This window comes from Pseudomonas sp. AC016, assembly GCF_979253365.1.
The window spans coordinates 4125307-4145348 of record NZ_CEEDCC010000001.1 but is presented as its reverse complement, the minus strand read 5'-3'; the positions used below and the strand labels follow the sequence as shown (position 1 = coordinate 4145348).

Below are 20042 nucleotides of genomic sequence, written 5' to 3'. Positions count from 1 at the left end.
TGTGATCCGTTCCCGCTTCGCCTGCGTAACACACAGGCGCACCGAACCAAAACCAGACAACGACGATCAGAAGGTGGATCATGAGCATAACTGCCAGTCTCAGGACCTTCTGTCACTTGTCCACCCCATCCAGCGATTCGCCGATAACCCGACTTTGGATCAATGAAGTCAATGCCGTGGCCCGCCAGCAGGACCGCGATAGCTTCATGCGCATTTACGATCACTTCGCGCCGCGGCTGTTGCGCTATCTCACGGGACTGAATGTGCCTGAAGGTCAGGCCGAGGAGCTGGTGCAGGAGGTGCTGCTCAGGTTGTGGCACAAGGCCGATACGTTCGACCCGAGCAAGGCGAGCCTGGGCACCTGGCTGTTCCGGATCGCGCGCAACCTGTACATCGACAGCGTGCGCAAAGACCGAGGCTGGGTGCAGGTACAGAATTCGCTGGAACAACTTGAACGCCTGGAAGCACCACAGGACCGAACGCTCGATTACAGCCAGCGTCAGGAGCAACAACTGGCTTCGGCCATCCAGAACCTGCCGACTGATCAAGCCAAGGTGCTACGCATGTCTTATTTCGAGGCGCTCAGCCATCGCGAAATCTCCGAACGTCTCGGCATGCCGCTGGGCACCGTCAAGTCCTGCCTGCGATTGGCCTTCCAGAAGCTGCGCTCCCGGATCGAGGAGTCCTGATGAACAGGTTAAGACACCCGGATGATTCGACACTGATCAGCTACGCTGCTGGCGCGCTGGCACAAAGCATCGCGCTGGTCACGGCCGCGCATCTGGAGCGTTGTCCGGTCTGCCGGGCAAGGTTGAGGGAGGCCGAACAGATCGGCGGCGTGCTGATGCAGCAGCACAGCAGCACCGTAGTGCCGTTGCGTGGACGCGCCGCGATGCTTGAAAGGCTGAATGAGCCGGCTTCGCGCCAGAGCCCGGTGATCAACCCATTACAGGCCTCCAACGAAGACTCCGACTTGATGCCCGCGTGCCTGCAGGCCCATTTCGGCCAGTACCTGAGTCAGTTGAAGTGGAAAACGCTCGCGCCCGGCGTACAGCGCGTGCGGGCCGAAGGTATCGCGCAGGGCACTCTCATGCTGCTCAAAAGCGCGCCCGGCGTCAGCATGCCGATGCACAGTCACAGCGGCAGTGAAATGACCATGGTCCTCAGGGGGTCATTCCACGACGAAATGGGCGATTTCAAGGCCGGTGACATTGCCGATCTGGACAGTGATGTCCATCACCAGCCTGTCGCCTACGGAGAGTGCATCTGCCTGCTGGCCACCGATTCACCGCTGCGCTTTCACGGCCTGTTTGCGCGCATCATGCAGCCGTTCATCGGTATCTGACCGAGCGGCTGCAACGCAGCAGTCAGCGCTGAATGCCGACACCCAGCGAGGCCAGCGCATCCCAGTAGCCTGGGTACGTCTTGCCGACACAGTCCGGATCCAGAATGCGGATACCGGCGATCTTCAGGCCCGCCAACGCAAAGCACATCGCAATGCGATGGTCGGCATGAGTGTCGATCAAGGCGTCGACCGTCGTGCCCGAAAGTGCCGGATTGGCGTTTACTACCAGATCATCTACCTCCTCGACCGCCAGCCCCGGCGCAATCGCGCACAGGCCGTAGGACAGCGCCGAAATGCGGTCGCACTCTTTCACACGCAGGTTGGCAATGCCGACGAAACGCACGGGCTGATTGTTGAATGCGGCCAGCACGGCCAGGGTCGGGATGGCGTCCTGCATCTGCGAGCCGTCGATCACCGACGGCATGTTCGGGAAACGGGCGATGATGTGGCTGGCCAGCGCGTCAGGCTGAGTGAACGCATCGGTGGCGACACCGAGATCGATATTGCCTTGGGTCAACGCCTGAGCGGCCCACAGGTAGGTCGCAGCGGACGCGTCCGGCTCGATGTGGAAATCCGTGGCGCGGTAGCCGGTGGCCGAAACTTTCCAGGCGGCGTCGCCGATGGCCTGAACCTCGGCACCGAACGCCTGCATCGCCGCGAGGGTCAGGTCGACGTAACCGCGTGCACCGATTTCGCTGCCGGTCAGGGCGACTTCCAGAGGACCTTTGCCGCAGGCACCGGCCATCAGCAGCGCCGAGACGTATTGGCTGGACAGATTGCCGTCGATCTCGATGCGCCCGGCGGCCAGACCGCCCTTGCCTTTGATGGCGACCGGCGGGCAGCCGGTCGGTGCGCTGACTTCAACGCCCATGCGCTGCAAGGCGTCGACCAGCGGGCCGATCGGGCGCTTGCGCATGTACTCGTCGCCATCAACCACAAAGTCGCCTTCGAAATTGGCCAGCGCTGCGGTCAGAAAGCGCGTCGCGGTTCCGGCGTTGCCCAGGAACAGCGCCTGCTGCGGCGCCTGCCAGTGACCTGAACTGGTGACCACGAAGGTGCTGTCATCCGGTTCATCGACCTGCACGCCCATCAGACGCAGGGCTTCGGACATCACGCGGGTGTCGTCACTTTTCAGCGCGCCAGTCAGGCGGCTGGTGCCTTTGGCCAGACCTGCCAGCAGCAGGGCACGGTTGGTGATGGACTTGGAACCGGGCGGGCTGACACGCCCGACCAGCGGGCGCTCGACAGGCAAAACAGTGAGAGTGGCTTGAGATCGCATGATGTCCCTGAGCGTCAGCGGAAAAATGGCGATCCTAGCACGAGCAAGGTGCCGCGTTCATGGGTGAACGCAGGCCTTTTGGCAAGAACACAGCCTCAGCCCTGGTCGCCTGACAACTTCTGCAACTGAGCGTTGACCGCCTGCAGTTGATGACGGTTGGTGGCTACGTCGGTGACGTCATAGATCACCAGACACACATGGCTGATTTCGCCAGTGGTCGAGCGCAGCGGAAACAGCGTGGTGTTCTGGTACATGAATTCTTCCTGCCCGGTGATGGGCTGGTAGTTCTTGAACCTCACCAGATAAGGCCGCTGCTCCCAGATCGTGAAAGCTGGCGTGCCCAGGGTAACGACGTTGTCGATTTTCTTGCTGAACCACGGCTGGTTAACGTCGGGGAACAGTTCGAAGAAGGTCTTGCCGATGGCCACGTAAGGCACCACGCCCGAACGGTTCTCCATGAAGGTGTTCCAGACCGACACCTGATAGTTCAGGTCGAGCACCACGATGCCCACGTCGATGTTTTGCGTGACGGCCAGCAACCAATGCAGCTCGTTGATTTCGATAGCGTTGCTCATGGGGTCAGCTCATCAGGTAGGCAAGTTTTTTGGTCAGCAGATCGACCGAGTCTTCGGTGAACAGCATCAGCAGATCAAAATGAATGTTATGGCCTTCGACGCTGTAGCTGATCTCCACCGCCAGAGTCTTTTTCCAGCGCTGGCTGTTGATCCGGATCAACTCGTCGATGCCGCCTTGGGCACCCAGCAATTGCGGATGGCCTTGCGAGAACGCGATATCGATCTGCTCGGCAATCCCGCTCAGGCAGGCACCAATCAGGATCGTGGACAAGTCCAGCAGCATTTCCATGTCGGAAGAGTCGGGGGAGTTGCCGCCCATCAGCTTCGACACGCCGGAGATTTCCGAGTCGTGGAAGATCAACAGCGCCTCACCGGCGATGCCGCCACCGATGTAGCCCTGACAGACCGCAGTCAGACGCTGATCACTGTGTGCATCGGCGAGCGCCATGTGCAACTCGCCCACTTCGAGCATGTTCACGTTCGGCACCGGCAACTGCACGAATACACCCAGCACCTTGGCCAGCAATGCGGCGGCCCGGCCCATGGCGACGTTGACCGTTTCGCGGAACGCATCCTGAAAACTGATGATGCCTTGCCCTGCCGTGTGCTGCGCGGCAACAGTAGCAGGCAGCGCAGAAGGCTTGCCCAGCAGACCGAGGCGTTCGAGCGTGCTTTTGAGTTCGTCCGGATCGGCCGGCTTTTTCAGGAAGGCCAGCGCGCCCAGTTCCATGACACGGCGTACGGCCTCATCCTGCACGTCTCCGGAGACCACGATAACCTTGGCGTCCAGGTGCTCTTCACGAATCGCCGCCAGTGTCTGGTAACCGTCCATGACCGGCATGGTCAGGTCCAGCAGCACGACCTTGCCCAGCCCACTGCGGATCGCCTCCAGGCCTTCCTGACCTTGGGTCGCCATCGTTACCGACACATCCCAGTCGGCAGGCAAGGCCCGCATCAACTGCTTTCGCGCCATGTTGGAGTCGTCGCATATCAATAGCGCAAGAGTGGACATCGTGTAGTTCTCACTGCAAAAAATCAGGCTGCCAGAGGCAGATAGCATCGGTACGGCAACAGGGCTAAAACGACTACAGATCAACTGGCTGCAAGACTTATGTCATGATAGATATCATATAGGCATCACTCCCGCCACATCTCGACGTGACACGTTGTCATACTAGAAGAGTTTCATAAGCCGTCACGTATTGAAACCGATCGTTGTCAGCAATGATCTGCCGCCAGTAATTTTTTTGGATGCCTTTCACTTCGGCCGGAATGGTCCTATGATCAAATGATAGATTTACAAATAATCATTCGATAGTAGAGGTGAATCATGTCTCTCGCCATACGCGACTATCATCCGGCAATGATCCAGAAGCAGGATTTCTGGCAAAAGCTGGGCATTCCGCCGCGCGGCGACAGCCTGTACACGGCGCTGCGCAATGGACTGCCCTATGAAATCTTCGAACGTCTGGCGCAATACACCGACCTCAACCGCTCGACCCTGGCCGAGCATCTGGGCATTGCGCCCGCGACGTTGCAACGTCGGTTGAAGGTGCGTCAGTTCAATTCAGAAGAAAGTGACCGTCTGTTTCGTTTGGCGGCGGTGTACAAGGCGACGCTGGATCTGTTCGAGGACGATACCGAAGCCACTCGCCTCTGGCTGGCCAACCCGGTCCATGGACTGGGCAATCGTCGCCCTCTGGAAATGCTCGCAACGTCTGCCGAAGCACAGGCCGTGCTCGACCTGATCGGTCGCCTGGAACACGGGGTCGTGGCTTGATTCCTGTCTATCGTCTGGTCAAGCGCAAATGGCTGGCCCAGGCATTCGATGGCGAAGGCGCAAAACTCTATGGAGGGCGCTGGAACAGCAAGGGCAATGCCTGCGTGTATTGCGCGGGCAGCGAGTCACTGGCGTTGCTGGAAGTGCTGGTTCACTTGGGCAATGCCGCAGTTGCACAGCATTACGCAATGCTTGAACTGCAGATCGCTGAAGAACACATCCTCAATGCGCGCCTCGACACCCTGCCGCCCGACTGGCGCGAGGAACCGGCGCCACCCGCTACCGCGTCGTTCGGCGATGCCTGGCTGGCGTCCAATGACAGCCTGGCGCTGGCAGTGCCCAGCGTGATCATTCCGCGAGAATCCAACTACCTGCTCAACGTGCGGCATCCGGCGTTCGCAACCGTCGTGGCGACCGCGCGGGACCTGGATTTTGCAGTGGATGCGCGTTTGGGTCGACTCACACCCTGAACAAGCGCGGAGACCTGCTTCTGCCCGGAGGGCGTAGGAGCTCTCGGAGGTTACGACGGCAGCGATGGGCTGCGCAGCAGCCCCCGAATGCATCTGACACAACGCCTGCGTCGACTTTTATCAAACAATACGTAATCTGCTGAAGGAACACGTTTTTGTGAGAGGCGCCACCACGTCTTCGACGTAGCGCTGTCGCGCGGCAAACACCGGACCGTAGGAGCGCGCTTGGTCTGGGCGGCAATCCGACGATAAGTTCTTACACACAGAAAATCAGTGACTGACATGACGCAATCGCGGGCAAGCGCGCTCCTACAAAAAATCGCATTCCTTCAGTGGCTTACAGGTTGTTTGATAAGAGGCGGCTTGCCGGCGATAAACGATGACGCGATTTTCCTGACATACCGCGTCGACTGCATCGCTGGCAAGCCGCCTCCCACAGTCCGATATCAGCTGCGCGACAGCGTGATGTCGGAGACACGTGCCTCTCTTATCCAGCAAACCTCACTCAGTCACCGGCAGCGGCATGTTCTTCGGCCACAGCAGCCAGATATTACCCTTCTGCTTCATGTCACCGGCCAGCTTGCCGGCTTCTTCACCCGTTCCCCAAAACAGGTCAGCGCGCACTTCACCCGCGATGGCACCGCCCGTGTCCTGCGCCGCCACCGGACGCACGATGCTGCTGCCGTCAGGTCGAGTGGTCGACAGCCACAACAGGCTGCCCAGTGGAATCACCTTGCGGTCGATCGCCACACTGTAGCCAGCCGTCAGCGGCACGTTGAGCGAACCGCGCGGGCCTTCGTTACTGTCAGGGTTACGGCCGAAGAACACATAGCTGGGATTGCTCGCCAGCAGCTCGGGAACGCGCTGAGGATTGGCCTTGGCCCAACCGGAGATGGCACCCATGGTGACCTCCTCCTTCTTCAACTGGCCCTGCTCGACCAGCCAGCGTCCAATGGCCCGATACGGCCGGCCGTTCTGATCGGCGTAAGCCAGACGCACTTGCGAGCCATCGTCCAGACGCACACGGCCCGAGCCCTGGATCTGCAGGAACTGCAGGTCCATCGGATCAGTCAGCCAGGCCACAACCGGCGCATTCAGGCCCTTGGCGCCAATGGTGGCGGCATCGTCATAAGGCTTGAGCACCCGGCCTTCCAGACGACCGCGCAGGCGCTTGCCCTTGAGTTCGGGATAGATACTGTCCAGATTGACCACGATCAGATCATCCGGGACGCCGTACACCGGCACCTTCGCCGCTTCAGTCTGAGTCAGGCTGCCGGGATAGACCGGCTCGTAATAACCCGTAATCAAACCGTCGGCGCTGCCGTTGTCAGCCCGCAGGCTGTAGACCTGCAACTGGTCGTGCAGAAATGTCTGGATCTGCTCGACACTCGGCGCAGGCGTAAGGCCGGCTGCGGCCGCACAGGTCGGTCCCCAGACGGCGTCGGCTTTCAAGCGGGTGCATGCGCTACGCCATGAAGTGAAACCGGCCTGCAGATCAGCATCGGACACTGCGGGCAGCGCTTCCCAACCGGCCTGAGCATACGTGGTGTGAGGCGGTTTCGGCGCAGTGGTCGGCTTGTCGGACTTGTCACACGCAGCCAGCATCACCGCCAGCGGCAGGACCAGCGCCAGGCGCCGGTGCCAGGGTTTGAAAGAGAACGTCATCAGCGCGAATCCTTGTACAGCCGCATCAGGCTTGAGGTGAAAAAACGCCATTGTGGCCCAGGCGGGCGCTGTGACCTAGAGCCTGATGGACAGTTATACGAATCCTTCATCTCATAGGTTGTGTAGATGATTGCCATTGCCAACAGTGATTTCCGCTGACGATCCGCACTTTCTAGAATGAACCCAACTTTTGAATACATCCGACCTTTGAGGACTGATATGCGTATTGAAATCGGCATCAACGAGCAGGACCGCCAACAGATCGTCGACGGCCTGTCACATCTGCTTTCCGACACTTATGTGCTGTACCTGAAAACCCATAACTTCCACTGGAACGTCACCGGCCCGATGTTCCGCACCCTGCACCTGCTGTTCGAAGAGCAGTACACCGAGCTGGCAACCGCAGTGGATTCCATCGCCGAACGTATCCGCGCACTGGGCTTCCCGGCTCCAGGCACCTATTCGACCTACGCTCGCCTGTCTTCAATCAAGGAAGAACCGGGCGTGCCTGATGCTGCCGAGATGATCAGGCAGTTGGTGGAAGGTCAGGAAGCCGTGGTCCGCACCGCACGCGGTCTGTTTCCGCTATTGGAAAAAGTCAGCGACGAACCCACCGCCGACCTGCTGACCCAGCGGATGCAGGTGCATGAAAAGGCTGCGTGGATGTTGCGTACGTTGCTGGAAGGAAATTGATCGGAAAAGCGCTATCCGACACTACGAGAGAGTGAATTCCACAATTTTTCTGCTGCGCCTTTGGCACACACGCGAGGATCGCTAGCTCATCAAGCGCAGGTTTTTAAACACTGCGCTTGATGATGAGGTTAGACGTATTTCTTGCCGCCATTGGCGACCAACGGCTCGCCCTTGAACACCTCAGGACCGTCCATGGTGAGTTCCAGTCTGCCGTTGTTCCATGAAAGCCAGGGCGTTGCCTCACTGCCGCAATCGGAGGTCTCGCCGGACGGACTAAGCGCAATGCAGTCCTGATCGATCTCGATCAAACCGATGACATAGGTATAAATCCCTTCGTCTTCATCGAACGACCCCGGTTTGAAATCGAAAGCGCATTCCACCACCTGATTGCCGTACTCCATGCGCATTTTGGGTTTGAGCGACGCCACCGAAACGTCACCGTTATCGACGGCCGAGTAGACGCTGCACACCAGCGCCACCTTGCCGCCCATGCTCAGCGAGATCTGCGGATTGATCTCGACAGTCTCCATCGCAGGTTCCGACGCGCTGGCACTCACGACATCGCCGGTGTGGAACACAAACGGATCAAGGTCGAAATGGCCACGCTTGTCGGGCGCCTGAATGATGGACATGCGTCCGTCAGGGCGCAGAATGCCGATGCGCAAATCAAGATCGTCATTGTCCTCATCGTCACCATTATCAACCCAGGTCGCGCTGACCTTGATGACTCTGGGCGCGCCGGGGCCTTTCTCCAGCGTCACCTTGTGCGTGCAGCCGGGCTTGTCGAGCGTCACCAGCGATTTGGCGATACTCACCGGCGCAGCAGGCGGATTCGGTGCAGCAGGTGCCTGCTCTTCAACTTCAATGCCATACAGACCGCAAAGGCCTGCCAGCCCACTGGCAAAGCCCTGCCACACGGAACGGGCTTTGGACTGACCATTGCGCACGTACAGCTCAAGCACAATGATGCCGGTCTCCTGATTAAACGACACCGGCGCCAGTTCAAGCGTCTGCTCACCGACGGTGACACGCCCCACCAGATCACGCACTTGGGCGAAGCCGCCGCCAGGGCCATCCTGAGTCAGGGTAATTGCAATCCTGCTGATCGAGGCCGGCAACCGCGACAGGTCGAAACTGATGCTATGACTCACCATGCTGCCCTGAGTCACCGGCATCGCAAACGTCGCCGCTCCCGACCCGTGCTCAGGCGCATTGAAAAAGACCATGCCGCTGTCGTCGATGACCTTGCCACTGTCAGTCACCAGAAACGCCGTGAGGTTGACGTCCAGATGAGTATCAGCCGTGTGGCTGATCACGACCTGTCCTTTGGAAGTATTGAGGGTGGTGTTTTCGCCGGGTTTGAGGCTCTGGTTCACGCGAGTTTGCCTGTCCGTGATATGGGTTGTTCAAAGCCGTTTTCACGGCTCTGGTCGAGGCACACTGAATACACTCAAATCAGCTCCCAGGTGCCATTGACCTGTTTGCAAAATGTGTTTTCCTGTTTCCCGGCAGACCCACTGACCGACTTCAGACTCAAGCTCACTCTCGCCGCCTTGTCGGCCTTGCCGGAAACCGTCACTTCAACTGATTGGCAAACCGCCCCACCGCGCCCACCACCTGTTTCGCACCTTCCTGAATCTCGATAATCACCGAGCCCGCCTCGTTGGCCAGCATCAGGCCCTGCTCTGCCTGGCTGCGACTATTGGCCATGCCGCGTACGGCTTCGTCGGCCAGCGCCTGGTTCTGTTGCACAACGCTGACGATCTCTTCGGTTGCGGCGCTGGTACGGCCGGCCAGTTGCCTGACTTCGTCCGCCACCACCGCAAAGCCGCGGCCCTGCTCGCCGGCGCGGGCGGCTTCGATGGCAGCGTTGAGGGCCAGCAGGTTGGTCTGCTGGGCGATGCCGCCGATGGTTTGCACGATAGAGCTGATCAGCAGCGACTGCTTGCCCAGTGCCTCGATGCCTGACGACGCCGATTCCATCTCCTGGGAGATCTTGCGCATGGTCTGCACGGTGTTCTGCACCACCTCTGCGCCGCGCTGGGCGCTGACATCGGTCTGCTGGGAAATCTCGAAGGCCACGCTCGCTGCCTGGCTGACGTCTTCTTCACGCGAGACCTGATCGGTCACCACGGTCGCGAACTTGACGATCTTGTAGAGCTTGCCCTGGGCATCGTGAACCGGGTTGTAGGTTGCTTCCAGCCAGACATCACGGCCACTGCTGTCGACACGCTTGAACCGGCTGGCCACGAACTCGCCGCGATTCAACGTCGCCCAGAAATCCTTGTACGACGCCTGACTCACTTCGTGCGGATCGCAGAACAGGCTGTGATGCTTGCCCTTGATCTGCGCCAGGTTGTAGCCCATGCCGCGCAGGAACTGATCGTTGGCGGTCAAAACGTGGCCGCTCAGGTCGAACTCGATCACCGCCGTGGAGCGCAGCAATGCCTGAATAAACGCCGAGTTCTCGGCTGCGGTTTCAACGGTCTGGGTGATGTCCGAGCCGTAACACTGCAGGTTCATAAGCTTGCCGCTGTCATCCAGAACCGGCTGCCACATGGCGCGAATCCACGCCAGGCTGCCATCGGCACGCAGAAACCGGTAGTTGTCGATGACCGACTCGCCCTTTTGTACGGCAGCCCGCAAATTGCGATAGCAAGGGAGCTGCTTTACGTACGCGGGGATCAACTGATCCAGTTCACGACCCAACAATTGATCGCCGTCATATCCCAGCATTTTGAGGAAGTTGTCGTTGGCGTGTGCGATGCGGTAGTTGGCATCCAGCGTCAAAGCCACCATGCAGGCATCAATACCCTTTTGCATCTGCCGGTACATGGACAACTCGGCCTGCTGTGCCTGTAATTCCTTTTTCAAGCGGGTATTGAACATGACTGCACCGTTCGTGTGGGTTGTACGACGTTATCGGCACAAGCGTAGACGGGATTAGCCCGCTCTGTACGAAATGCGAAGCAGCTTCAGAACCCGGCAAATTTTCACGACTCGGGCTAACCTCTACCGGCATGGCCGTGATGGCCACCGGGCTAGGCGCGTCGTATCCAAGCCTTTCACCCTGAAACTCCCCCTCGCTTGAAGCGCAGGCAACCTCGAAAGCGTCGGGATACACGTTCCTTGCTGGAGTCAAACACCTCATATGAAAGCAATCATTACCGGCATCACGGGTCAGGACGGCGCCTATCTGGCGCAATTGCTCCTTGAGAAAGGCTATACCGTTTACGGCACCTATCGCCGGACCAGTTCTGTCAACTTCTGGCGCATAGAGGAACTCGGGATTCAGCACGATGCGAATCTCCATCTGGTCGAGTACGACCTGACCGACCTGTCCGCCAGTATCCGTTTGCTGCAAAACACCGAAGCCACCGAGATCTACAACCTCGCAGCGCAGAGTTTTGTTGGCGTGTCATTCGAACAGCCTCTGACCACGGCACAGATCACCGGCATTGGCGCGGTCAACCTGTTGGAAGCGATCCGGATCGTCAATCCGAAAATCCGCTTTTATCAGGCCTCGACGTCCGAGATGTTCGGCAAGGTCCAGTCCATTCCTCAGGTTGAAAGCACACCCTTCTATCCTCGCAGCCCCTACGGTGTTGCCAAACTCTACGCACACTGGATGACGATCAACTACCGCGAGTCCTACGGCATCTTTGGCGCCAGCGGCATTCTGTTCAACCACGAGTCGCCCCTGCGCGGCCGTGAGTTCGTGACACGCAAAATCACTGATTCGGTCGCCAAGATAAACATGGGTCTGATGGACTCCTTCGAGCTGGGCAACATGGACGCCAAGCGCGACTGGGGATTTGCCAAGGAGTACGTAGAAGGCATGTGGCGGATGCTGCAGGCTGAAACGCCGGACAGCTTTGTGCTGGCCACCAACCGCACCGAAACCGTCCGCAGTTTCGTGAGCATGGCGTTCAAGGCCACAGGCGTTACGGTCCAGTGGGAAGGCGAAGCCGAGTCCGAACGCGGGATTGATGCGGCCACCGGTAAGGTGCTGGTGTCGGTCAACCCGAAGTTCTACCGGCCTACCGAAGTGGAACTGTTGATCGGCAATCCTGCCAAAGCCCGTGAAGTACTGGGTTGGGAACCGAAGACCAACCTTGAGGAACTGTGCCGCATGATGGTTGAAGCGGATCTTCGTCGAAACGAAAAAGGTTTTTCCTTCTGATGAGCATCGCCGGTAAACGCGCATTGATAACGGGCATCCACGGCTTCACGGGAAGCTTCATGGCCACCGAACTCGCAGCCCAGGGTTGCGAGGTTGTGGGCATGGGCAGCCAGCCGTCGGACAGCGATAACTACCATCAGGTCGACCTGCTGGATGTGAACGGGCTGACTGCGCTGCTTGCCGGGATCCAGCCGGATATCGTTGTGCACCTCGCTGCGCTGGCCTTCGTGGGTCACGGATCACCGGAAGCGTTCTATCAGGTGAACCTGATCGGCACACGCAACCTGCTTGAGGCCATCGAAGCCAGCGGAAAAACGCCCGACTGCGTCCTGCTCGCCAGCAGTGCCAACGTTTACGGCAATGCTTCCTCCGGCATGCTGGATGAAACAACGATTCCCGCCCCTGCCAACGACTATGCCGTGAGCAAGCTTGCCATGGAGTACATGGCAAGCCTCTGGCACGCCCGGCTGCCGCTGGTGATCACGCGCCCGTTCAATTACACCGGGGTCGGGCAGGCCGAAAACTTCCTGCTGCCCAAGATCGTGTCCCACTTCACAAGAAGAGAAAGCACAATCGAACTGGGCAACCTGGACGTGTGGCGAGATTTCAGCGACGTACGCGCCGTCACCAGCGCCTATCGGGGTTTGCTGGAAGCCCGGCCTTTGGGGAAGACCCTCAACGTGTGCTCGGGTGTGACCCACTCGCTGCGTGAGGTGATCGAGATGTGCCAGGAAATCACCGGGCATGAAATCGAGGTTCGCGTGAACCCTGATTTCGTTCGCGACAATGAAGTGAAAACCTTGTGTGGGTGCAACGTCCAACTCAAACGATCAGTACCGGGATGGAGTACACCGCACCTGCGCGAAACACTGGAGTGGATGTTGTCTGCCCACTGATGATCAGCGACCTGAACAGGCCCGTTCGAGATGTGCAGCGCTGACTCTGTCAATCAGGCCCTGTAAAACCCGCAGACGCGGGCTTTACCAACCACATCATTTCGCTGCAAACCTGGACCGCATCTCCTGCAGTCGATTGCGCTCCTTCTCAGTCAAGCCGGATGCGTTGTAGATCGGCTGTTTGTCAGCGCCATCGATTCTGTAAGCCTCGACGGTAAAGTAGGCGCCAGCCGGTGCCCGGATCTTGGCCCAGTCGCTGAACATATTCATTTCCAATGTCCAGTCGGCGCCTTCGCCTGGCTGCAGGCCGCCACTGATCTCGTAATTGAAGCGCTCGGTAAACCAAGGCACCGGGCGGTCGGGGGAGGCAATAGTGCCGATGAAATACACTCGTGAGATCGCCTTGTCGGTGCCGTTGGTAACGGACAGGTCGATGTAGGGCTTCACATAGTATTTGTCTTTCTTCATGTAGAAGGCCGACTTGGTAACGCTGAACTTCGACAGGTAATTCTTGGCGATCTGGGCGTTCTTCTGTTTTTCCATCAACGCGTTTATCTCGGCGACCGCTTCGTCGTGCTGTTTCTGCGCACGCTCAAGCAAAATCCTGTCCGCCTCGACACCTACTTCATCAGCCGTCTTTCCGTCGAGACTGGACAACAGGTTCAGCTTGGATAACTCGGTCGTGGTCTGCCCGGCGAATATCGCTCTCAAGTCCAGATTGGTCATCGCAACGACCGAGAAATTCTCCTTGAACTGATTTTTCTCTTCCTCCGACATGCCTGCCACTACTTTTACAATCGACTTTTGCAGCGCTTCGTTCGAGCTTCCATCCAGCTTTGGCTTTCCACAGCCGGTCAAAATGATTGCAGATAAAAGTAGTACAGCTGCCCTGCGCATAAGTGTTGCCTCCTGTTATAAGCAATCAGAATATCAAAATGATGGCATGCGCGGGAGTCGACTCCTCAGGCTTCACTGACATGTTCTGTTTTCGTGCACCCCTTGCCATCGCGCTCGACAATGGCGCGCATACGTGCAACCCCAACAGCGATATGCTGATCTCAACGCCTCTAAAACAACGTTCCTGATACCCCGGCACGAATCCTGCTCTGGCACATTCAATCTTGTATACATGAATGAACACGCCCATGACTGCTCTCGATATCGCTGCCATTCAGACGTCAATCAGCACCGGCCAGACCTCACTGGCGACCTTCCTCCAGGACCTCCACGCGCAGATCGACGCAGACGACCGCCCGGAAGTCTGGATTCACCGCGAGCCGCTTTCCCGTTTGCTCGAAAGAGCAAAGACGCTCGGCGCTCTGGCGGAAGAACTGGGCGATGCGCTGTACGAAAGGCTGCCGCTGTTCGGCATTCCTTTCGCGGTGAAGGACAATTTCGATGTCGCGGGTCTGCCCACCACGGCGGCCTGCCCCGAGTTTGCCTATCAGGCTCAGACCACCGCGCATGTGGTGCAGCGGTTGCTGGACAGCGGCGCGGTGTTGATCGGCAAGACCAATCTGGATCAGTTCGCCACAGGCTTGGTGGGGGTTCGCTCGCCGTACGGCGCAGTGCGCAATGCCTGTGATCCGGCCTACGTCAGCGGCGGTTCGAGTTCGGGCTCTGCCGTGGCCGTGGCGCGGGGTCATGTGTGTTTTGCCTTGGGCACCGACACGGCCGGGTCGGGCCGGGTGCCTGCGGGTTTCAACGGGATCGTCGGGCTCAAGCCGAGCCTAGGGCTGTTCAGCAGTCGCGGTGTCGTTCCGGCCTGTCGCACGCTGGACTGTCCGTCGATCTTCGCCAACGACGTGGCGCAGGCCTGGCAGGTCGCGCAGGTGATGGCTGATTTCGATGCACTGGATTCGGCCAGTGTCGCGGTGCAGGCGTTACCGGTATTGCGTCGGGCGCGGCGGGTCGCCGCCCCGCAGCGCTGTGAATTCTTCGGCGATACCCAGACAGCCGCTGCGTTCGACAAGGCGCTGAAGTCACTCGAAAGCGATCCACAGGTCACACTGACCTACGTTGCGTTCGATGTCTTTGCCGAGGCCGCCGCCCTGCTCTATCAAGGCCCATGGGTCGCCGAACGGCGCGCTGCGGTCGGTGAGTTTTTCGAGACGCATGCGGCAGACATTCACCCGGTGGTGCGCGGAATTTTGCAGAGCGCCGATCAGTTCGACGCAGTGGACGCTTTCAAGGCGCGCTATCGCCTGGCCGGGCTGACTCGCGCCGCAGAAGCGTTGCTGGCCGAGGTCGATGTGCTGGTGGTGCCGACCGCGCCCTGCATGCCGACCATCGAGGCCGTGCTGGCCGATCCGGTCGAACTCAACTCGCAACTGGGTTACTACACCAACTTCGTCAACCTGATGAACATGAGTGCGTTGGCCATTCCGGCGCATCGTCGTGATGACGGTCTGCCTGCCGGTATCACGCTGATCGGTCCGGCGGGCGCTGACCAGCGTCTGGCTGAAATCGCAGCAGGCTGGCAGGCGTATTTCGGTGCGAGCGATCAGCGCGACAGCGTGGCGCTGGCTCCCCTGCCCTTCAATGTCGCGACCGTTCAGGTCGCCGTGGTCGGTGCTCATTTACATGGTCAGCCACTTAATTGGCAACTGCTTGAAGGCGGCGCTCGCCTGCGCAGCCTGACCACGACCAGTACCGACTACCGACTCTATGCGCTGGCCAACACCACGCCGGCCAAACCCGGACTGGTTCGTGTGCCCGAACAGGGCGCGCACATCGAAGTCGAGGTCTGGGAAATGCCACTCAGCCAGTTCGGTGCCTTCGTCGCTGCCATTCCCGCACCTCTGGGCATCGGCTCGTTGCAGCTCGCCGACGGCCAATGGGTCAAGGGTTTCATCTGCGAACCCGGCGGGCTTGCGGGCGCACAGGACATCACTGAATTCAAAGGCTGGCGCGCCTATTGCGCCGCGAACACCACGTCTTCCAAGACTCATTGATCAGGGGTAGCAACAATGTCGAATGTCGATCGTCGCAGTTTCATGAAACTGGCGGGCATTATCGGTCTCAGCGCGGCGCTGCCGTTCAGTCGGGTCTATGCCGCCGATGCCCCGCTGGTGGTGGGTTTCATCTACGTGGGCGCCCGCGATGACTTTGGTTACAACCAGGCCCACGCGCAGGCGGCCGCCATTATCAAGACGCTGCCCAACGTCAAAGTGATCGAGGAAGAGAACGTCCCGGAAACCGTGGCCGTGCAGAAAACCATGGAAGCCATGATTCGTCAGGACGGCGCGACACTGATCTTTGCGACCTCTTTCGGTTACTTCGATCCGCACGTGGTCAAGGTGGCGAAGAAATACCCGGACGTGCGTTTTGCTCATTGCGGCGGCCTGTGGAAAGCCGGCAGCGATCCAACGAACGCGGGCAGCTTCTTCGGCTACATCGACGAAGCCCAATACCTGAACGGCGTGGTTGCCGGGCACATGAGCAAGTCGAAAAAGCTCGGCTTCGTCGCTGCCAAACCGGTGCCGCAGGTGCTGCGTAACCTGAATGCGTTTGCCATGGGCGCGCGCTCGGTGGACCCGAGCATTGTCACCACCGTGATTTTCACCGGTGACTGGTCATTGCCGATCAAGGAAGCAGAAGCCGCCAACAGCCTGATCGATCAGGGTTGCGATGTGCTGACCTGCCACGTCGACGGCCCCAAGGTGATTGTCGAGACGGCTGAGAAACGTGGCGCGATGACCTGCGGTTATCACGCCAGCCAGGCGGCACTTGCGCCCAAAGGCTATCTGACCGGTGCCGAATGGAACTGGGAAACGCCCTACAAGGCTCATGTCGCCGCGATCCAGCACGGCGCGCCGATGATCAATTTCCTGCGCGGCGGTTTGCGGGATGGTTTCGTCAAGACGTCGCCCTACGGACCCGCCGTCAGTGCCGAAGCCAGGCAGAACGCCGACGCGATCAAGGCGCAGATGATGGCGGGCGGCTTTGTGATTTACAAAGGCCCGCTCAAGGACAACAAAGGCAAGGTCGTGATCGCCGAGGGCGTGGCTCAGGCGCAGAACGATATCGTGCTGGAAAGCATGAATTATCTGGTGGAAGGCGTTGTTGGCCAGATCTGAGGAGCGCCCGATGTTGGTCTCGCGAACCCTGCGGCGTATTGCCGTAGCACTGTTGCCGGGCCTGCCGACGCTGTTGGCGGTGCTGTCGTCGTGCGTGCTGTTTCTGCTGTTCCTCACGGTTCAGGGCAAGCCTGCGTGGCAGGCCCTGCATCTGGTCGGCGAAGGCGCATTCGGCTCCTGGTTTGCGCTGGAAAACACCCTGCAGCGCGCCGCGCCGCTGATGCTGACGGCGCTCTGCGTGGCACTGCCTGCGCGGGCCGGGCTGATCATCATTGGCGGCGAAGGTGCATTGGTGCTCGGCGGTCTGACAGCAGCGGTCACGCCGCTCTGGCTGCCGCCAGTGGCGCCCTGGCTGATGCTCGGCTGCATGGGCCTCGTCGCGATGCTGACCGGTGCACTGTGGATTGGCCTGAGCGGCTGGATGCGCCAACACCGGGGGGTCAACGAGACCATCAGCAGCCTTTTGCTGTCGTACATCGCGCTCGCGCTGTTCAGGCAAATGGTCGAAGGGCCGTTGCGCGATCCGGCGAGCCTGAACAAGCCGTCCACGCCGCCGCTGGATGAGGCCTATATGGTCGGCACCATCAGCGACAGTTTCGAAGTGCACTGGGGGCTTGTAGCCGGGGTCATTGCCTGTCTGCTCGCGTACGTATTGGTGCGCCACAGCGTCAAGGGTTTTGCTCTCGCGGTCGTCGGCGGCAACGTACGCACGGCGTTGATGATCGGCCTGCCGGTGGATCGACTGATTCTGCTGAGCTGCCTGCTTGGCGGTGCGGCAGCCGGTCTGGCAGGCATGTTCGAAGTCACGGCGGTACAAGGCAGCGCCAACGTTGCGATGATCGCGGGGTATGGCACCAGCGGCATTCTGGTCGCGTTCGCCGCCCGCCATCATCCGTTGGCGATCATCTTTTGCGCAATTCTGTTGGGTGGCCTGGAAGCCAGCGGTGGCCTGTTGCAGCGGCGTCTCGGACTGCCGGATGCCACCACGCTGATCCTCGAAGGACTGCTGTTCACCAATCTGTTGCTCTGGGAAGCCCTGAGCGGGCGGCTGGCGGCCTGGAAGATCAGGCTCGCGCAACCGCAGCCCGTCGTCGAAAAAGGAGCACTGCAACGTGGCTGATATCGACCTGAGCACCTTTTTGCTGGCGCTGCTGGCCGGTTCGATCCGCGTCGGCACGCCATTCCTGTTTGTCAGCCTGGGCGAATGCCTGACGGAAAAGAGCGGTCGCATCAATCTGGGGCTGGAAGGCATTCTGGTGGCTGGCGCGATGTCGGGCTATGCCGCTGCATGCCTGACGGGCTCGGCCTGGCTGGGCGTGGGCGCAGCCGCAGGCGTCGGCCTGCTGCTGGGCCTGTTGCACGGCATCGCCTGTTCGTTGCCACGCGTCAACGATATTGCGTTCGGTATTGCGTTGATTCTGCTCGGCACCGGTCTGGCGTTCTTTCTTGGCAAGGCGTTCATTCAGCCGCAGGCCCCCATGCTGCCGTCACTGGCGCTGGGTGCGTGGAGCGATGAAGAACGTTTGCGCTCGGCCTTGAACATCAACGTGCTGTTTTTCATCGGCGTGGCCCTGGCCTTTGCGTTGCATTGGGGCCTGCGCAGCACGCGCTGGGGCCTGATGCTGCGACTGGTGGGTGATCACGCCGAGACCGCTCAGGCGCTGGGCTATCAGCCGATCAAGGTGCGCATCGTCGCCACGGCCATTGGCGGCGCGCTGGCAGGCATTGGCGGTGCGTACCTGTCCCTGTACTACCCCGGCAGCTGGAACGAAGGCTTGTCCAGCGGTCAGGGCCTGATGGCCGTGGCGCTGGTGATTTTCGCCCGCTGGCGGCCGCTCGCGTGCCTGTGGGCATCGCTGTTGTTCGGCGCAGCCGGTGCGATTGGTCCGGCGCTGCAAGCCGTGGGCATCAGCAGCGGCTACTACCTGTTTGCGGCCGCGCCCTACGCGCTGACCCTTGGCGTGATGTACGCGACCTGCCGCCGTGGCCGAACGCTGAACGGCGCGCCCGGCGAATTGAGCATGACCCGATGAATACATTTCCAGAGGAGGCATGACATGGCCAGTGGTCTTGGTGGCTTGAACAAATCGCCCAACGGCGTGGTGATCGGTCTGGCGCAACTGGCGCTCCCCGACCCGCACACCCGCGAGGCACTGTGGGCGCAAACCGAAAAAGTGGTGTCGATGGTCGCCAAGGCAAGGCGCAGCAACCCCGGCATGGACCTGATCGTGTTTCCCGAGTACTCGCTGCACGGTCTGTCCATGAGCACGGCACCGGACATCATGTGCAGCCTGGACGGACCCGAAGTCGCGGCGCTGCGTCAGGCCTGCCGGGATCACCGCATCTGGGGCTGCTTCTCGATCATGGAAGCCAACCCGCACGGCAACCCGTTCAACAGCGGTCTGATCGTCGACGACATGGGCGAGATCCAGCTGTATTACCGCAAGTTGCACCCGTGGGTGCCGGTCGAGCCCTGGGAGCCGGGCGATCTCGGCATACCGGTGTGCGACGGTCCACGCGGCAGCAAGCTGGCGCTGATCATCTGCCACGACGGCATGTTTCCCGAAATGGCCCGCGAGTGCGCCTACAAAGGCGCGGACATCATGCTGCGCACGGCGGGTTACACCGCGCCGATTCGCCATTCGTGGAAGATCACCAACCAGAGCAACGCCTTCACCAACCTGATGCAGACCGCCAGCGTCTGCATGTGCGGCTCCGACGGCACCTTCGATTCGATGGGCGAAGCGATGTTTGTCGATTTCGACGGCACGATCATGGCCGAGGGCGGCGGACGCGCCGATGAAATCGTCTGCTGCGAACTGCGCCCGGATCTGGTCCGCGAAGCGCGGATCAACTGGGGCGTGGAAAACAATATCTACCAGTTCGGCCACCGCGGTTATGTCGCCGTCAACGGCGGCGCGCAGGACTGTCCCTACACCTACATGCATGATCTGGCCGCCGGGCAGTATCGCCTGCCGTGGGAAGCCGACGTGGTGCACACCGATGGTCGCGCCTGCGGCTTCGATACGCCCGAGCGTACGTTCAAACCCACTCCTACGACGTGGAAGGAGTCATAA

18 protein-coding genes and 2 pseudogenes are annotated in these 20042 nt (G+C 60.0%); 12 read left to right on the top strand and 8 right to left on the bottom strand.

Annotation, left to right across the window (positions count from 1 at the left end; translation table 11 throughout):
* Positions 1-176: 176 nt before the first annotated feature.
* Positions 177-689, top strand: coding sequence for a sigma-70 family RNA polymerase sigma factor (locus tag AC0IXS_RS18640; protein WP_025994245.1), 513 nt, complete (start codon positions 177-179; stop codon positions 687-689).
* Positions 689-1345: a ChrR family anti-sigma-E factor gene (locus AC0IXS_RS18635; protein WP_043303291.1), complete on the top strand. Its 657-nt coding sequence runs from the start codon at positions 689-691 to the stop codon at positions 1343-1345. The genes AC0IXS_RS18640 and AC0IXS_RS18635 overlap by 1 nt, the downstream gene beginning before the upstream one ends.
* Positions 1346-1367: 22 nt before the next feature.
* On the opposite strand, the gene aroA is transcribed toward AC0IXS_RS18635, so the two are convergent.
* The 3 genes from aroA to AC0IXS_RS18620 form a co-directional block, all read right to left on the bottom strand.
* Positions 1368-2624 carry a 3-phosphoshikimate 1-carboxyvinyltransferase gene (gene aroA / locus AC0IXS_RS18630; protein ID WP_471825401.1) on the bottom strand — a complete coding sequence of 419 codons (1257 nt, stop codon included), beginning with the start codon at positions 2622-2624 and terminating at the stop codon, positions 1368-1370.
* Between the two features lie 95 nt (positions 2625-2719).
* Entirely contained in the window at positions 2720-3199 is a 480-nt protein-coding gene (locus AC0IXS_RS18625; RefSeq protein WP_025994242.1) for a PAS domain-containing protein, read from the bottom strand.
* 4 nt (positions 3200-3203) lie between these two features.
* Positions 3204-4211, bottom strand: coding sequence for a response regulator (locus tag AC0IXS_RS18620; RefSeq protein ID WP_122668775.1), 1008 nt, complete (start codon positions 4209-4211; stop codon positions 3204-3206).
* 318 nt (positions 4212-4529) lie between these two features.
* Here AC0IXS_RS18620 and parS point away from each other — a divergent pair, with 318 nt between their 5' ends.
* Both parS and AC0IXS_RS18610 read left to right on the top strand, forming a co-directional pair.
* Positions 4530-4979 carry a type II RES/Xre toxin-antitoxin system antitoxin gene (parS, locus tag AC0IXS_RS18615; RefSeq protein WP_004883269.1) on the top strand — a complete coding sequence of 150 codons (450 nt, stop codon included), beginning with the start codon at positions 4530-4532 and terminating at the stop codon, positions 4977-4979.
* A complete protein-coding gene (locus AC0IXS_RS18610; protein ID WP_057410681.1) occupies positions 4976-5449 on the top strand; it encodes an RES family NAD+ phosphorylase in 474 nt (157 codons plus the stop codon). Before parS ends, AC0IXS_RS18610 begins: the two co-directional genes overlap by 4 nt.
* Positions 5450-5950: 501 nt before the next feature.
* Here AC0IXS_RS18610 and mltA read toward each other — a convergent pair.
* Positions 5951-7114 carry a murein transglycosylase A gene (gene mltA / locus AC0IXS_RS18605; protein ID WP_122550765.1) on the bottom strand — a complete coding sequence of 388 codons (1164 nt, stop codon included), beginning with the start codon at positions 7112-7114 and terminating at the stop codon, positions 5951-5953.
* Between the two features lie 219 nt (positions 7115-7333).
* Here mltA and AC0IXS_RS18600 point away from each other — a divergent pair, with 219 nt between their 5' ends.
* Positions 7334-7807: a Dps family protein gene (locus AC0IXS_RS18600; RefSeq protein WP_004883263.1), complete on the top strand. Its 474-nt coding sequence runs from the start codon at positions 7334-7336 to the stop codon at positions 7805-7807.
* 128 nt (positions 7808-7935) lie between these two features.
* On the opposite strand, the gene AC0IXS_RS18595 is transcribed toward AC0IXS_RS18600, so the two are convergent.
* From AC0IXS_RS18595 to AC0IXS_RS18585, 3 genes and pseudogenes are all read right to left on the bottom strand, one after another.
* Complete coding sequence (locus AC0IXS_RS18595; RefSeq protein ID WP_471825396.1) at positions 7936-9183, bottom strand: TerD family protein; 1248 nt, start codon at positions 9181-9183, stop codon at positions 7936-7938.
* Positions 9184-9382: 199 nt separating this feature from the next.
* Positions 9383-9817: pseudogene (locus AC0IXS_RS18590) on the bottom strand (methyl-accepting chemotaxis protein); the annotation flags it as partial.
* 153 nt (positions 9818-9970) lie between these two features.
* A pseudogene (locus tag AC0IXS_RS18585) lies at positions 9971-10606 on the bottom strand (PAS domain-containing protein); the annotation flags it as partial.
* A gap of 352 nt (positions 10607-10958) precedes the next feature.
* Here AC0IXS_RS18585 and gmd point away from each other — a divergent pair.
* The gene (gene gmd / locus AC0IXS_RS18580) at positions 10959-11990 is read left to right on the top strand and encodes a GDP-mannose 4,6-dehydratase (protein WP_004883246.1); all 1032 of its coding nucleotides are present in this window, start codon (positions 10959-10961) and stop codon (positions 11988-11990) included.
* A complete protein-coding gene (locus AC0IXS_RS18575) occupies positions 11990-12886 on the top strand; it encodes a GDP-mannose 4,6-dehydratase (protein WP_029242035.1) in 897 nt (298 codons plus the stop codon). Before gmd ends, AC0IXS_RS18575 begins: the two co-directional genes overlap by 1 nt.
* 96 nt (positions 12887-12982) lie before the next feature.
* Here AC0IXS_RS18575 and AC0IXS_RS18570 read toward each other — a convergent pair whose 3' ends face one another.
* Complete coding sequence (locus tag AC0IXS_RS18570; protein WP_471825393.1) at positions 12983-13783, bottom strand: DUF6694 family lipoprotein; 801 nt, start codon at positions 13781-13783, stop codon at positions 12983-12985.
* Between the two features lie 248 nt (positions 13784-14031).
* On the opposite strand from AC0IXS_RS18570, the gene atzF reads away from it, so the two are divergent.
* Genes atzF through AC0IXS_RS18545 form a run of 5 tightly spaced genes read left to right on the top strand, consistent with a single transcriptional unit; the run spans position 14032 to position 20042 of the window.
* The gene (atzF, locus tag AC0IXS_RS18565) at positions 14032-15840 is read left to right on the top strand and encodes an allophanate hydrolase (protein WP_471825391.1); all 1809 of its coding nucleotides are present in this window, start codon (positions 14032-14034) and stop codon (positions 15838-15840) included.
* Positions 15841-15855: 15 nt separating this feature from the next.
* Complete coding sequence (locus tag AC0IXS_RS18560; protein ID WP_191954517.1) at positions 15856-16965, top strand: BMP family ABC transporter substrate-binding protein; 1110 nt, start codon at positions 15856-15858, stop codon at positions 16963-16965.
* Between the two features lie 10 nt (positions 16966-16975).
* Entirely contained in the window at positions 16976-18085 is a 1110-nt protein-coding gene (locus AC0IXS_RS18555) for an ABC transporter permease (RefSeq protein ID WP_122668769.1), read from the top strand.
* The gene (locus AC0IXS_RS18550; protein WP_004883229.1) at positions 18078-18998 is read left to right on the top strand and encodes an ABC transporter permease; all 921 of its coding nucleotides are present in this window, start codon (positions 18078-18080) and stop codon (positions 18996-18998) included. Before AC0IXS_RS18555 ends, AC0IXS_RS18550 begins: the two co-directional genes overlap by 8 nt.
* Before the next feature lie 24 nt (positions 18999-19022).
* Positions 19023-20042: a formamidase gene (locus tag AC0IXS_RS18545; protein ID WP_122668768.1), complete on the top strand. Its 1020-nt coding sequence runs from the start codon at positions 19023-19025 to the stop codon at positions 20040-20042.

Coding starts and splice junctions, on each gene's coding strand:
- parS (WP_004883269.1), top strand. CDS start 4,530: ATGTCTCTCGCCATACGCGACTATCATCCGGCAATGATCCAGAAGCAG.
- AC0IXS_RS18625 (WP_025994242.1), bottom strand. CDS start 3,199: ATGAGCAACGCTATCGAAATCAACGAGCTGCATTGGTTGCTGGCCGTC.
- AC0IXS_RS18620 (WP_122668775.1), bottom strand. CDS start 4,211: ATGTCCACTCTTGCGCTATTGATATGCGACGACTCCAACATGGCGCGA.
- atzF (WP_471825391.1), top strand. CDS start 14,032: ATGACTGCTCTCGATATCGCTGCCATTCAGACGTCAATCAGCACCGGC.
- AC0IXS_RS18600 (WP_004883263.1), top strand. CDS start 7,334: ATGCGTATTGAAATCGGCATCAACGAGCAGGACCGCCAACAGATCGTC.
- aroA (WP_471825401.1), bottom strand. CDS start 2,624: ATGCGATCTCAAGCCACTCTCACTGTTTTGCCTGTCGAGCGCCCGCTG.
- AC0IXS_RS18635 (WP_043303291.1), top strand. CDS start 689: ATGAACAGGTTAAGACACCCGGATGATTCGACACTGATCAGCTACGCT.
- AC0IXS_RS18570 (WP_471825393.1), bottom strand. CDS start 13,783: ATGCGCAGGGCAGCTGTACTACTTTTATCTGCAATCATTTTGACCGGC.
- AC0IXS_RS18555 (WP_122668769.1), top strand. CDS start 16,976: ATGTTGGTCTCGCGAACCCTGCGGCGTATTGCCGTAGCACTGTTGCCG.
- gmd (WP_004883246.1), top strand. CDS start 10,959: ATGAAAGCAATCATTACCGGCATCACGGGTCAGGACGGCGCCTATCTG.
- AC0IXS_RS18560 (WP_191954517.1), top strand. CDS start 15,856: ATGTCGAATGTCGATCGTCGCAGTTTCATGAAACTGGCGGGCATTATC.
- mltA (WP_122550765.1), bottom strand. CDS start 7,114: ATGACGTTCTCTTTCAAACCCTGGCACCGGCGCCTGGCGCTGGTCCTG.
- AC0IXS_RS18545 (WP_122668768.1), top strand. CDS start 19,023: ATGGCCAGTGGTCTTGGTGGCTTGAACAAATCGCCCAACGGCGTGGTG.
- AC0IXS_RS18575 (WP_029242035.1), top strand. CDS start 11,990: ATGAGCATCGCCGGTAAACGCGCATTGATAACGGGCATCCACGGCTTC.